General features: G+C 27.0%; 13 protein-coding genes. 12 read left to right on the top strand and 1 reads right to left on the bottom strand.

Going from position 1 to position 14,452, the window contains the following annotated elements:
- Positions 1 to 44: 44 nt before the first annotated feature.
- Positions 45 to 1,322, top strand: a complete 1,278-nt coding sequence (locus tag ACWXVO_RS00175) for a hypothetical protein (RefSeq protein WP_456001708.1) — start codon at positions 45 to 47, stop codon at positions 1,320 to 1,322.
- A gap of 52 nt (positions 1,323 to 1,374) precedes the next feature.
- Here the strand turns inward: ACWXVO_RS00175 and ACWXVO_RS00170 are convergent, their stop codons facing one another.
- On the bottom strand, positions 1,375 to 1,989 hold the full coding sequence (locus ACWXVO_RS00170; RefSeq protein ID WP_438340542.1) for a DUF402 domain-containing protein: 615 nt from the start codon (positions 1,987 to 1,989) through the stop codon (positions 1,375 to 1,377).
- 139 nt (positions 1,990 to 2,128) lie between these two features.
- Here ACWXVO_RS00170 and trmB point away from each other — a divergent pair, with 139 nt between their 5' ends.
- From trmB to ACWXVO_RS00115, 11 genes are all read left to right on the top strand, one after another.
- Positions 2,129 to 2,734, top strand: coding sequence for a tRNA (guanosine(46)-N7)-methyltransferase TrmB (gene trmB, locus ACWXVO_RS00165; RefSeq protein ID WP_455966003.1), 606 nt, complete (start codon positions 2,129 to 2,131; stop codon positions 2,732 to 2,734).
- 96 nt (positions 2,735 to 2,830) lie between these two features.
- Positions 2,831 to 5,572 carry a DNA gyrase subunit A gene (gyrA, locus tag ACWXVO_RS00160; RefSeq protein WP_456001706.1) on the top strand — a complete coding sequence of 914 codons (2,742 nt, stop codon included), beginning with the start codon at positions 2,831 to 2,833 and terminating at the stop codon, positions 5,570 to 5,572.
- A 311-nt stretch (positions 5,573 to 5,883) separates the two neighbouring features.
- Positions 5,884 to 7,884: a variable surface lipoprotein gene (locus ACWXVO_RS00155; RefSeq protein ID WP_456001704.1), complete on the top strand. Its 2,001-nt coding sequence runs from the start codon at positions 5,884 to 5,886 to the stop codon at positions 7,882 to 7,884.
- Between the two features lie 360 nt (positions 7,885 to 8,244).
- Positions 8,245 to 8,871, top strand: coding sequence for a hypothetical protein (locus tag ACWXVO_RS00150; RefSeq protein WP_455966009.1), 627 nt, complete (start codon positions 8,245 to 8,247; stop codon positions 8,869 to 8,871).
- 349 nt (positions 8,872 to 9,220) lie between these two features.
- Positions 9,221 to 9,439 carry a hypothetical protein gene (locus ACWXVO_RS00145; RefSeq protein WP_444704948.1) on the top strand — a complete coding sequence of 73 codons (219 nt, stop codon included), beginning with the start codon at positions 9,221 to 9,223 and terminating at the stop codon, positions 9,437 to 9,439.
- 88 nt (positions 9,440 to 9,527) lie between these two features.
- Positions 9,528 to 9,875: a hypothetical protein gene (locus ACWXVO_RS00140; protein WP_438340548.1), complete on the top strand. Its 348-nt coding sequence runs from the start codon at positions 9,528 to 9,530 to the stop codon at positions 9,873 to 9,875.
- A complete protein-coding gene (locus ACWXVO_RS00135) occupies positions 9,847 to 10,488 on the top strand; it encodes a hypothetical protein (RefSeq protein WP_438340549.1) in 642 nt (213 codons plus the stop codon). Before ACWXVO_RS00140 ends, ACWXVO_RS00135 begins: the two co-directional genes overlap by 29 nt.
- Positions 10,489 to 10,694: 206 nt before the next feature.
- The gene (locus ACWXVO_RS00130; protein ID WP_438340550.1) at positions 10,695 to 11,450 is read left to right on the top strand and encodes a hypothetical protein; all 756 of its coding nucleotides are present in this window, start codon (positions 10,695 to 10,697) and stop codon (positions 11,448 to 11,450) included.
- A gap of 575 nt (positions 11,451 to 12,025) precedes the next feature.
- Positions 12,026 to 13,588, top strand: coding sequence for a hypothetical protein (locus ACWXVO_RS00125; RefSeq protein ID WP_456001702.1), 1,563 nt, complete (start codon positions 12,026 to 12,028; stop codon positions 13,586 to 13,588).
- Positions 13,589 to 13,785: 197 nt separating this feature from the next.
- Positions 13,786 to 13,926, top strand: a complete 141-nt coding sequence (locus tag ACWXVO_RS00120; RefSeq protein ID WP_456001700.1) for a hypothetical protein — start codon at positions 13,786 to 13,788, stop codon at positions 13,924 to 13,926.
- An 88-nt stretch (positions 13,927 to 14,014) separates the two neighbouring features.
- The gene (locus ACWXVO_RS00115; RefSeq protein WP_456001900.1) at positions 14,015 to 14,230 is read left to right on the top strand and encodes a transposase; all 216 of its coding nucleotides are present in this window, start codon (positions 14,015 to 14,017) and stop codon (positions 14,228 to 14,230) included.
- Positions 14,231 to 14,452 lie beyond the last annotated feature (222 nt).

Raw genomic sequence — 14,452 nt, 5'->3', positions numbered from 1 at the left:
CTGTATAGATAATGTAAATTAAACACGCAAAGGAAGAAAAGATTATGAAGAAGAGTTTATTAAAAATATTATTGCCCTTAACAAGTATCGGAATTGTTCCTGTTTTAGCAGTTTCATGTTCTAATTCTGAAAAACAATTATTAGAAAAAGAAATTGAAAATGTTAATAAAACTATCAAAGAGGATAAAAGTTTAACTGCCGAAACAAAAGTTTTATTAGCGCAAAGTGTTACAAAGACAAGAAATTTATTAGCTCAAGCGAAGTCAGATGCAGAAATTAAACGAATAAAGGATGCATTTATTAATGAAATTAATGAGATTAAATTAAAAAACAAACAACAACCAACACCTAAACCAGATGACAAACCAGGCGATAATCCAAGCGCTCCTATTGATGAAACAAAAAAAGAAAATCAAGTAATTAAGAAATTAAAAGATATCTTTGAGGTTAGTGAAGAAAATAAAACTAAATATGGTGCTAAATTATTAAATAAAGAAGTTTGATTATGATATGGCAGAAAAGATAAAAACATAGTTGTAACACAACAAGGTAAGAATCCTAATTGAAAAAAAGGGGTTGATGTAATATTTACAATAAAAAATGCTAGTTTATTAGAAGATACACAACTTGTTAATTCTGAAAAATCAACCTATGAAAATAAGAAAAGAAATTCAATAGAATTGCAATCACAGCTTAACTATAAAATAGTCAAAAAGAGTGAGAAAGATGATTCTGATGGAAAAAATAAGACTGTTGATTTTGAAGTAATTGTTGAATATAAAAGTGCATCATACAGTAAAGATGGAAATCACATAATTTCCGATATTTCTAATACTTCTAAATTAGAATTTTCAATTAAGGTACCAAAAACTAATGAAAAAATTAGCGATGTTGATACCTTCATTAAAACTACACAAGCTAAGTTTAAACTAAACGATAAATATTCTAAAAAAGATTCTTTAAAAGAAGATTTAAAACAAAAGAAGATTGATCTATGATATTCATACACCTCGCATGCCATTGTTTGGACTCTAAGAGATCAACACCCTAATTGAAGAGATTTGACTGAATTAGACCAGGTTTTATTATCAAACGGTATTGAGTGAAATAAAGACGGAAAGAACTATCAACTTGCAAACCCTTCTAAACCAACATACATTAGTAAAAATCAAACAAAAATTAGTAGCAAGCTTGATTATGAAGTTAATGAAAAAGACAATAAATTTACTTTAATAATTAAATATAAAGGCGCTCAATTTGTTAAAAATAGTGTTCCTATTATTGGCAATGAAGTTGTTTCTTCCGAAATAGAAATTGCTTAAAATAAAAAGAAAATAGAGGGAAACTCCTCTATTTTTATTAGTCTTAAATACTCTAAATATCACCGGAATTTATTAATTGTTTTTTAATATCATTAATAAGTTTTTTAGAAAAAATACCCCTTTTTAATCTGCTTTGTTCTTCTAAAAAATCAAGTTCATTATAGATGCGATAAATCAATTTTAAAGGATAATTTAACTTAGTTATCGATTCTTTAAAGTCAATTCAGTCAATAACATTAAACTCATCATCGTTGTAACATTTAATATCAAGGTCAAAGTCAATGTATTTAATGATATTATCCTCAATAAAAAAAGGACTAGCTAAATTAACATAAATATTGTTTGGTCTATCATCATTAAGAGTTATCGAAGCATTATAAAATTTATTTTTGGCAAAGAAAAACAAAATAGGTTTTGAAACTAGCCAGTTGATATTTGATTCTTGCACTTTTGTTTTCATTAATAAAACAACAACAAAATCATCAAGATTAGCTATGATTTTACACCCTTCATATTGTCGATATAATGTGCCATCGTACTTAAAAGCTTGAACAGAAACTAGCTGGCCCATTTGATATAGTTTCTTAGGTTTTCTTGATTCTAATTTTGATATATTTTCTTGTTTTGCTAAATCATGAAAACTCTTAATCTCATTATTAGAGCTCATGTATCCTCATTTTTAAATAATTAATATATGTATAAGAAACTAATTTTACTTAGTTAGTTATCATAAAAATTATAAACAAAAGTTACGAAAAACCATCTTTTTTAAAAAATATGCAAGAAGGTTTTATACAATTTTATCTATGAGATTAAGACATAATAAAAACGCATTAAGCACTCTCGAAAATAGCGAATTTTATATTAACCAATTCCCTTATACACCTAAAAAGGATGCTGTTGTTGAGATTGGTATGGGAAAGGGCAAGATGCTTTCAGAATTAGCACTATGTCATCCGGAAAATGAATATATAGGTATAGAGAAATACTCGACCCCAGCATTATCGGCGCTCAAGAAGATTGAACAAAAGTCTTTAAAAAATATGAAGATAATTGTGGGCGATGCTGCTAAACTTAATGAAATTATTGCCGATAAGGTAAAAACAATTTGGCTAACTTTTTCTGATCCATGGCCTAAAAAAAGGCATTTTAAGAGGAGACTAGTTTATAAAACTTTTTTAGAACAATATAAATCTGTTCTTGATAAGGAAGGCAAAGTTTATTTTAAGACTGATAATAATGGATTATATGAATTTGCATTGGAACAATTAAAGGAATTTAACGCTGATATAATTTATCATACGTCGGATTTACATAATTGTAATTATCAAATTGAAAATAAATTGACTGATTACGAAGAAAAATTCAGAAATGAAGGCAAAAAAATTTATTTTATTGCTTTTAAATTTTAAACCATAAAAAAGTTTATGGTTTTTTTATGCCTTTAATTTTTATGTCTTTTTTGATATAATTAATATATTACTTTGTAATATATTATAGGAGTAAATATGCTTAATGATGAAGAAAAAAAACTAGATGAACTAAAAATGAGCCAAGAAAAAAGCAAAGAGGAAACAATAGATGATTTTTATGCAGTTAGCGACGAAATTAAAAGAGTTTTTGATGACGAGCCAAAAGAAACAATAGATGATGAAGAGGAATATATTCCCCAAAATAATGAAAGCTATGTTGTACAAAGTCAAATTCTAGATAGTGAAGTAAACGGGCTAAGACCAGCTGATCTTGCAACGGTAATGAAGAGTTCGTTTCTTGAATATGCAATGAGTGTTATTGTTGCAAGGGCTTTACCTGATGCAAGGGATGGACTAAAGCCAGTTCATCGTAGAATATTATATGGTATGAGCGAATTAGGGATGTTTCATAATGTGCAACATAAAAAATCTGCTCGTATTGTTGGGGATGTTTTGGGTAAATATCACCCTCATGGTGATAGTTCAGTTTATGAAGCAATGGTTAGAATGGCTCAAGATTTTTCTTTGAGATATCCTTTAATTGATGGCCATGGTAATTTTGGTTCTATTGATGGCGATTCTGCTGCTGCTATGCGTTATACAGAAGCAAGGATGTCAAGGATTGCAGGCGCTATGGTTGATGGTATTAAGAAGAATACTGTTGATTTTATTGATAACTATGATGGAACAGAAAAAGAACCAGTAGTATTGCCTTCTAGATTTCCTAATTTATTAGTTTCTGGTTCATATGGTATTGCTGTTGGTATGGCAACAAGTATCCCACCTCATAATTTAAATGAGGTTATCGATGGTGTTTGTGCATTGGCAAAAAACCCTGATATTACAATAAGTGAATTAATGGAATATATTCAAGGGCCAGATTTTCCAACTGGGGGGATAATTTTTGACAAAGAAGGTTTAATACGTGCCTATGAAACAGGAGTTGGCCGTGTTACTATACGTTCAAAGGCAACTATTCAGGAATTGAGTAACGGCAAATCTAAAATTATTATTACAGAAATTCCATACGGTAAAAATAAATCAAGCTTAATTGAAAGTATAAATCATTTAATTAAGGATAAAAAAATTGAAGGAATTTCCGATTTTCGTGATGAATCAAACCGTGATGGTATAAGAATTGTAATCGAAATTAGGAAGGCATATGTCCCAGAAGTTATTTTGAATAAATTATTTAAATTAACAGAATTTCAAACTAGATTTTCATTTAATATGGTAGCTCTAGTTAATAATGAACCGCAAAAACTTAATTTAAAAACTGCTTTAGAAGTATATTTAAAACACCAAATTAATGTTCTTACAAGAAGATTGCAGTTTGATTTAGAAAAAGATTTAGCAAGAGCTCATATTTTGGAAGGCCTTAAAATTTGCGTTGAAAATATCGACCGTGTAATTGAAATTATAAAGAAATCAAAAACTGATGTAGAAGCACAAACAGAATTAAGTAATAAGTTTAATTTAAGTGAAATTCAAACCAAGGCCATTGTTGATATGAGACTCGGCAGATTAACTGGACTAGCTATTACTAAGATGAATGAAGAGCTGGCATTAGTTCATGAAAGAATTGGCGAATATCAAAGAATATTGGGCGATAAAAATGCTTTAATTGATCTAATAATAAAAGAGTTAAACGAAATCAAAGAAGCATATGGAGATAGCCGTAAAACACAAATTAATTGAGATGAAGCTTCTGATATTAATAATGAGGATTTGATTCCTAGAAAGGACGTTGTCATTACTGTTACTACAAATGGCTATTTAAAACGTTTAGATTTAGATGAGTACAAAGAACAAAACCGCGGTGGCGTTGGTGTTTCAACTGCTAAAACCTATCAAGACGATGATATTCAAGACATTCTGGTAGCTAATACACATACTGATTTATTGATATTTACTACTGGAGCTAAGGTTTATCGTGTAAGAGGATATGAAATCCCAGTGGGGACTAAGCAATCAAAAGGTACACCAATTATTAATATCATTGGTGCTTTAAGTAGTGATGAACGTGTTATAAAAATATTAAGTGTTGATAATAGCGACTATGATAAAAATAAATTCTTAGTAACTGTAACTAAGAAGGGAATTATTAAAAAATCACATTTATCATTATATAAATTAATTAATCGAAACGGAAAGCTAGCATTTGGATTGCGGGATGGAGATAGTCTTGTCGAGGCACTAGTTGCGACTGATAATGAGGATATCTTTATAGCGGCCAATAATTCAAAATTATCACGTTTTGAGGTGGCTGATATTAATTCAAAAGGTAGATTAGCAGCTGGCGTTGTGGGAATAAAATTAGGAGAAAATGAAAAGGTAGTTTCTGCTTCGACCTCGAGCGAGGGAAATTATATTTTTAGCCTTGGTGCAAGTGGATATGGAAAATTAAGCCTTGTTGATTCATTTAGAAAAACAAAAAGAAATTCAAAGGGTGTTTTAGCTTTAAATGAAGGAAAGGCTGGCGAACTTGCTTACTCAGCAACTGTAAAAGGAACTGAGGATATAATTGTTATAACCGACGAGGGTGTTACAATTAGATTTTCACTAAAAGCCGTAAGTATTACTGGAAGAAATGCAAAAGGAGTTAAATTAATCGATCTAAAGAAGAGAAATTCTTCTATTGTTGCAGTGGCAAAAGTAATTAACGAAACAGGCGAGGAAAATGAAACACGTCAATTGACTGATACTGAATTAAAAGATATTACCAGTGATGTTGATCTTGATATTCAAAATGAAGAAAAGACCAATAATAATGAATAAAAATTGTTTAAATAAAAAATATAATATTAAATTAGTTAGTCAAAATATTATAAAATATTAGATGTATTTAAACCAAGCACAAAATAAATCTTTTGTTGTTATATATTAAATACGCATAGTTGCAAGTAAAAGTCCATTTTAGGACTTTTTTATTACTTTTTCAGTGCTTTTATAATGCCTATGTTAATTATGCTATAATTTCACTATAAAATGAATAAATCAATCAGATTAAGAATTAAAATCAATAAAATCTAAGGGATAAAAAGGCCACTTTTTTGTGGCCTTTTCTTTTAAATTTACGGAGGAACTTTATGTCTAAAAATAGGAGAATTTTATTATCAATAGGGTTAATTTCACCATTAATTACCATTCCTGTGATATCAATTTCATGCAGTCAGGATGCAAAAAAAGATTTAAAAAAAATTAAGAATTTATTAAAAACTTCTGTTGAGGAAACAAACAGAATCTTTAGTGCAAATAAGGCATCGCTAGCTTTTAGCTTCGAAGAAGAGGAAGTTTATCAAAAGGCTATAGATAAAGCTATGGACATCTTAAAAAATAGTAGTGATTTAATTATGATAGAATCTACTACTAACCATATGGAAATAGCAAAAAATGAAATGGAATCTAAAATTGCTAATTTGTCAAAAAAATCTGATCAAGAGTTGCTTAAATTAGCGGAATCGTATACAAGATTTAGTTATCCAAGTATAGAAAATACTACATTAGCGCAAGCTGATTTGAGCAAAATTATTAAGATTTTGCCTAAGACTTTTGAATTTAGTCAATACAAGGCTGTTAAAAACGAAGAAACTAATGACATTACCTTTATATATCGACTACAAAAGAAAAATGCCAATATAAGACATGAAAAAAATAAATTTTTCATTCTAACTGGATGAAAAAAAGGTATGAATCAAATAAACAAAGAATTAGAAGAAAAAACAAAATTAGATGAGAACCTTACAAAGTTAAAGATAAGATTTAATAATGAAAAGGCTTATCAAAACGTACTTATGAATGTATCAATTAATAATTTTGAAAATAAGCCTAACTTTGTTGTTTCGGAATATGATAAAAATTTGTATAATTTTGAACTTTCTAATCTAGTTAAGGTGTCTGATAATGAATATAAAATTGATATTCTATTATATTCAAATACAGACAAAAAAATAAGTAAAAAAATAACCAAAACAATTGATAAAGAAAGATATGCGCATCCTTCTTCTATTAATCCTCATAATTTAACGCAAGAAAAGCAAAAAGAATTTTTAGTTGCACAACTTAAGGATGTTCTTGTTTATCCTTATTATTCAAAAGATAAAACATTTATCGAAAAGGGCGATTATGCAAAATTAACTAATAAATCTTATTGATTAACAACAAAGAATCATCAATTACAATATGTTTTTAAAGATATAAAAGAAGAAAACGATATTAAAAAAATAACTATCGAAGTTTCCTTTGCTGATTGAAGCAAAAGCCCTATGATTTCATATGACGTGCAATTTGATTTGAATAAATTAGGCATTGAAGAATTAAATAATATAAGAAAGAAAAAAGGCCAAGAACCTCTTGAAGATATCCAAGCTCCAACTAATACCATTGAAAATAAACAATATAAACAAATAAAATTAGTCGATTTTAAGGAAACACCTTCTGATGAATATCTAACTAGTGATAATGGTTTTAGGAGAATTCATGATAAGGCTTTGAAGAATCTTAAATCAAAAGAATTAGTTTTAATAAATAATGAAATTAAAGAAAAAATTTTAAAAGATGGTGAAGAATTTATAGCAGCCCAACATTTTGAATTTAACAAAAATACTTATCAAATTGATTCGGAATTATTCTTTTACAATTACACCCAAACCTTTATTGATACACAAAATGTTCTAATATTCTCAAAACCAATTATTGAAAACAAAAAAATTAAATCAATAAAAGTAAGTTTGGGTAGCTTAACCGATGTTCTGAATAAAGATTATGCAAGAATAAGCTCAACAAGAGTTCAAATTAACGATGAAAAAACAGCAGAAGAGGATATAAAGAGACTTCAATTAACTGAAGAAATAAAAGCAAGAGGTTTTGATAAAAAACTTAAATATAGTGGTAGTTTTACCAAGGAAAATTTTGACCTTAAAAATTTAATTTATGATGAAATAAATGTACCTGAAGGATTTGAGATAATTAAACCTACAAAATTCGAGGTTAAGACCAAAAATTCTAAGACAAAAATTTCTGTAATTGTTCGATACAAAAAAAATAATATTGAATCCTTTGCTTTTGTTACTGTATTTGAAGTTAATTAGCATAAATTTTATTGGAAATAAGTAATTTAAAAATTTATATAAATAAAATTCTAGGTTTTTACTACCTAGATTTTTATTTATAGTTAATAAACACGAAAGTAAAAAAAGTCTTAATTTTGAGCCGTGTTGATTTTTATTAGAGACTAGAAATTATTTTTTGCAATATGTTAAAATACACTTATTTTTTTAGATACATAATTAATTTTGTTTCTAATTATTCTAATAATTGGATAAACTGCAAATATAGCAAATGTATAAATTGGTATTTCAACTAAACTCTTAAATATGATAGGTACCATAAAGAAGAAGTAATATTCACTATGTTTCCATGTCCCGCTTCGGAAACGGTTATGATAGTTAATGTATGCATATGGACCTCATAATCATCTAGTTATGATTAGTATTCCAAATACAGTTAATAAAATATTGAATAATAGAAACATTGCATATTTAACGTGGACATTTCTTGTTACTAAATATGTTATTAAGAAAGCTTCCGATATTATTCATATAGACGCTATTCCAAATGTAGATATGCCTATAACAGCGTTGATTGATAGTTTTCTTTTTCTTTTTAGAGACCCCTCACTAATTGGTAGGGAATTATATTCTTTTAGTAGGATTAAAATAAAAATTGTTGTAATAATGGTTAGAAAAATAAAACCAATTGCTCATGTTGCAGTTTCGTTTTTTTTATTTAATCCTCTCATAAAATATCCAGCAAGAAAAGCTATTAAAATAGGGACAATCGCATACTCAGGCATCCATGTTGATATTCCAAAGATCAGTTGATTAATCGTATCACATAATAAACCAATAATTGCCCCTTTTCAAGGCCCAAGCGCAAGACCAAAAATAATAAAAACTGCATATGTTATCGAAATGTTAAAAGCACCAATAAATACAAATTTTTCTATGGCTGCGGACACCATATATAATGATAATAATAGACCAAAAAGTGCTATTTCAAAAATTGAAAACCGATAGGTTTTAGTTTTGATATTTCTATGTATATCTTGAACTCAATTTATAAAGAAAGCACATACCCCCTTAATCACGATTTTTAAGATTAATTAATTATAGCAAATCAAATATAGAAATTAAGCTAATAAATTATAAATATGTATTTGCTGACTATAATTTGAATTATAAAAAGTAAACAAAATAATTATTGAATAATTTTTATAAAGAGCTAAATTTTGCTCATAATTTTAAATTATTTTAGGCAATTCGAATATTTGTACTATTTTTTAAATATTAAAATAATTGTAAATTTCATTTTTTAATGTCTAATATATGTTTTATATTAATTTTAAAATCATAATGGAGGACGGCATTGAAGAAATCAAGTAAAATTTTGCTAACCATAGCTAGTTTATCAATATCAACGGTAGCCGCTTGTTCAGTAATATCATGTAGTAATTTGAACCCTATACAATCAGAAGTCGATATAAATAAAAAGTTAAAAGAAGATGAGACTAAAAAACCTAAAATCAATAAAATAAAGGAATTGAAAGAAAAAGAATTGGAAGAGTCCAAAAAATGAAACATCTAATGGTAAAACCTTAACACCTCAAGGAGATCGAATAAAACAAGAAGAAGATTCAACTAAAAAAGAACAGGAAATTGATAATTCCCAAAATTTGGGAGAATTTAATGATGAAGAATCTTTAAAATCTAAAAACAATGATAAAAATGATCAAGTTAACGACAGCGAAGATATGGATGATAAAGAATTCGATCCAAATAACCCCGAAGATAGCGAAGAAGAACTTAGCGATTCTGAATCTATTGAAGATGTGAATGATAAAAATGATGGTGATGATCTAGGCGATCTAATTATTGAAGATAGTAATGAAGAAGGTGATTTTGAGGATGCTAAAACAGGAATTAGTGAACAAGATTCAGCAACACCAAATGTTGTCCCAAGGGTCGCAAAAATAGTAGAAGAAATCAAAGAAAATGAAGAAATGATTACGCAAAAAAAGTAATCAACTTCAAATTATTTCTAAATCAGAATTGAATGATTTAAATGAAATAATAGAGGACGCAAAAGAACAAATTGCTAATCTATCTGAAAATAAGGCAGATGTTGATAATGCTAGCGAATATGAAGCATTAATAAAGGAATATGAAGATTTAAAAACAAAGAACGAACAAAGAAAAACAAAAGTCGAAGAATTATTAAACTACAAGCCAGATAAGTCTGAATTTCCTAGTCAAATAGCTGAATTGGAACAAGAAAAAACTGATGCTAATACTCAAGTCGAACAAATTAAAATGGATTTACAAGAAAAAATAATCGATAAGAAAAATGCGGAAGAATTAATTAAAATTTTTGAAAAAAATGAAATAGAAATAGATGAGAGAATAGATTTATATAAACGTTTATCGGTAGCTAATTTGGTAATTAAGTATATTGATAATCAAATAGAGGGCCTAATGAAGAATAAAACAATTAGTTCCACAAATGATGATAGTAATGAAACATTATCCATGGAATTGAAGCAAAAGAAGGATAATCTTTATAGATTAAGAGAGAAAATAAAAGATCTAATTGCGAAGGTATTTCAGGAAGAAATAGAGATTTCTAAATATTTATAAGCAAAAAATATAAATATAGGCAAAATGATAATATAAGGTAGTTATATATACTATCCTATTTTTTTATCTTATTTTTTAATGCTTTTAGAACAAAACTAAAAAGCATATTTTATTATGACAAAAATAAATCTATTGTTTTTTGTTGAAAAATTTTCCAAAAAAAATGGTTTAATTTTTTTATCTAAAAATTGCATTAAGGAGATATTATGAAAAAATCTAACAAAATTTTATTAACATTAACTAGCATTTCCTTGCCTTTTATAGCAGCTGCAACTGTTATTTCATGTAGTACAAACAATGATAAAAAACCTAATGATTCTAAAATAGATGATCAAAAGAAACTAGATGATCCTAAAAAGAAGGAAGAAGGCAAAGAACAAGAAAAGAAACCAGAATCAGAAATTAAGAACCAACATAAAAATGGTGAAGGTAAAAATAAATCTGAAACCGGTAAAATAAATGATGCAGATGTCCCTTCATCTTTTGAATTGTTGGGATATGATAGAGAAGATGTTAAGCTAGAAGATTTTAATCGTCAAATTTTTGGAACACCAGATGTACCAAAAGATCATCAAACACCTCCAGCATATGAGTTATTAAACTTCGGCTCGTCAGATATAAGTTATGATGATTTTGATAGACAAATTAATGGATCAATGGTAGTTAATCCTAAAGCACAAAAAATACAAAATGAAATTAAGGTTAATGAAGAAAAAATTGATAAAAAAACCGTTGAACTTGAAACTATTTCTAAATCAGAATTGAATGATTTGGAAGCAGTTATTGAGGATGCAGACGAGCAAATTGATAATTTAACTCAAAGCAAAGCCGACGATGCTGATAATGCTAAGGAATACGAAGCATTAATAAAGGAATATGAAGATTTAAAAACAAAGAGCAAACAAAAAAAGAAGAATTATTCAATTATAAGGAAAATAACTCTAAGTTTTCTAATCAAATAGTCGAATTAGAACAAGAAAAAACCGACGCTGATTCCCAAATTGTTGAGTTAAGAAAACTATTAAATGATGATGATTTCAATAGTAAAAATATTAATGATTTAATCAAAGTCTTTGAAAAAAATAAACAAGAAATTGATAAAAGAATTAATATATATAAACGTCTTTCAATAGCTAATGCCATAGTAGAAGATATCAAAAAGGAAATAGAAAAATTAGAAAAATCTACTGATAAAGATCCTGAAGATGAAGAGTTAAAAACACAATTAAATAATAAAATGAAAACTTTAAATAAATTAAGTGAAGAAATTGAAGATTTAATTGCAAAGGTATTTCAAAAAGAAATAGAACTTGAACTAAATTTGTAGGTAGCACAAAAAAATTTTAATAAGATGATTTTGTAGTCATCTTATTTTTTATATTAATGGCTTAAACCAACAGACTTAATTGATAAAACTAAGAATAACTTTTATTTATAAAAACAGAATTTTTTGATATTTTGTTGATAAATTTCACAAAAAAAAAAAAAAAACTATGGTGTAATTTAGTAAATTAATAAACATTTTAAGGGGAAATTTATGAAAAAATCTAACAAAATTTTATTAACATTAGCAAGTATCTCAATACCTTTTATAACGGCTGCAACTGTTATTTCTTGCAGTTCAAATAATGATAATAAACCTAGTAATCCTAAAATAGATGATCAAAAGAAACCAGAAGATCCTAAAAAGAAAGAAGAAGGCAAAGAACAAGAAAAGAAACCACAAGATCCTAAAAAGAAAGAAGAAGGCAAAGAACAAGATCATGATAAAAAACCTCATAAACCATCTATAAAGTTAGACGAGAATGCTTTCAAAAACATTGCTCCAGATATTATTTTTGATTATAATGAGCCTTCAAATGAACAAATTCAAAAGATAGTTAATAATTATTATAATCAATATCTATATCAAAAATACGACCCCTCAAAAGAGGGAGAAGGAATTAGATTTTCTTTTTCATTAGAAGAAGAAAATAAAAATCCATTAAATACTGATAAGATTATTCTTAATAAAGACATCATTATCGATGGTAAAAAACAAAAGCAAAAACAACAAGAATATTTAAAACAATTATCCAAAATCATTGTTTCTGATTTAAAAAATAACACACAAGCCTCTTTAAATGGTAATAATAACAGTATAACATTATCTTTATTTGAAAAAGAACAACAAAAAGAAATTTTAAATACCTTTGAAGAACATATTAAAAATAAATGAAATGATATAACAAAATCTTTTGTTTATGATGAAACATTATTCACTTCTAACAATCTTAGTGTTGAAAGTTTTAAAAACAGCATAAGTGAATATTACAAAGCAGCTGATCCTACAAAGAGAACTATTAAACAACTATTGCAAGACAAAGCAGATGTTGATAGATATTTCAATATGCTAAAACCTTTGTTGGGCGGGTATGTAGATTTAAAAGAATTTGGAGATAAATTTGTATTATTCGGTTCAAATTCAAGAATTATTACTAAGGAAGATATTAAAAAGAAAAATAACGCTATCAAAACTGGAGATTTTGAAAAATTAAAAACATATCGTAAAGAATCAATTAAAAAATTAGAAGAAAAAATCATATATAAAAATTGATTAGAAAATTTAAATGATAGTTTCTATGTCCTTCAAACAAATAAGGATATTCATCGTATGCAAAATTACAATATCGCTTTAACTCAATTGTTTTATGCACTTGATGAATTAAAAATAGGACAAGCACAAAACCTTTTGATGCATAATACTTCAAAACTTGATTCTTCTAAATATACAAAATCGGAAGTTATAGACGCAATAAATTCTCAAGGTAGAAAAAATAAGGAATTATTTGAAAAACTTAATGAGGCATTTTATGCTACATATAAAACTGATAAAGTAAATGTACTAACTCGATTATTTGAAAGAAATAATAAAAAAGAAAGATTTTACAAAACAGAACTATATTTTGTTGAATATTTAGTCGTTGTAGAAGGTGGAAATATTAAAACATTAAGAAGATTTTATTTTGATAATAAAGAAAAAGACGGGTTTGAAATAACAATTGACAATAGGGCTGGGCAAACTCTTTACCTTAGTTGAAAAAATAAAGAAAAAAAATAAATCGATTCTTTTTTTGACGATTTTTATTCTTTTGTTGCAAATATAAAGCAATAGCTAAAAATATTCAAAGAATATAAAAACCCTAAATTAGAAATTAGGTACCATAGATAATTTTGTTTAAAAATCTCCCAATGTCAAATATTTAAATTTAAAATATTTACACAGGAGATTTTTTAATATGCCAAAAAAATATTAAAATGCTAAGCTCAAGAGAATTACATGATAAATATAAACCAACAACCAAAGAAGATGTTTATGAAATTGTTAAGAAAAATATAAAAGATCTTATAGAAATTATGATGCAAGAAAAAATTAAAAAACTTTCTTGAATGAGATAAATATGAACACGAAAGAGCTATAAAAGACAACTATCGAAATGGTAGTTATTCCAAAATGTAAGATCTAATTTTTGAGAAATTGAACTAAATTCCAAGAGATAGAAATTCAAGATTTGTACCAAAAGTAGTTTCTAAATTTCAATACGATATTTCCAAAATTGAAAGCCAAATTATCAGCTTATATTCAAGAGGTGTATCAACTAGGGACATATCAGATACATTAAAAGATATGTATGCTATAGATGTTGATCCAAGTTTTGTAAGTAGAGTAACTAATAAGATAATAGCTCAAATTACAGAGTAGAAGAAATAGACCTTTAGAAAAAAACATATGCTATGATTTTATTGATGGAATAAAGTTTAAAATAAAAGAAGAAAATAAACTTGCGGAAAAATCTGCTTATATTTATTGTGGTTTACTCTCTTGATGATTATAAGGATGTTTTGGGATCTTGAATAGGAGAATCCGAAAGTGCAAAATATTGGATTCAAGTTCTAAATGACCTTAAATTAAGAGGGATTTAGG

Source organism: Mycoplasma sp. 1890, from assembly GCF_053851615.1.
This window is presented reverse-complemented; position numbering and strand designations above follow the sequence as displayed.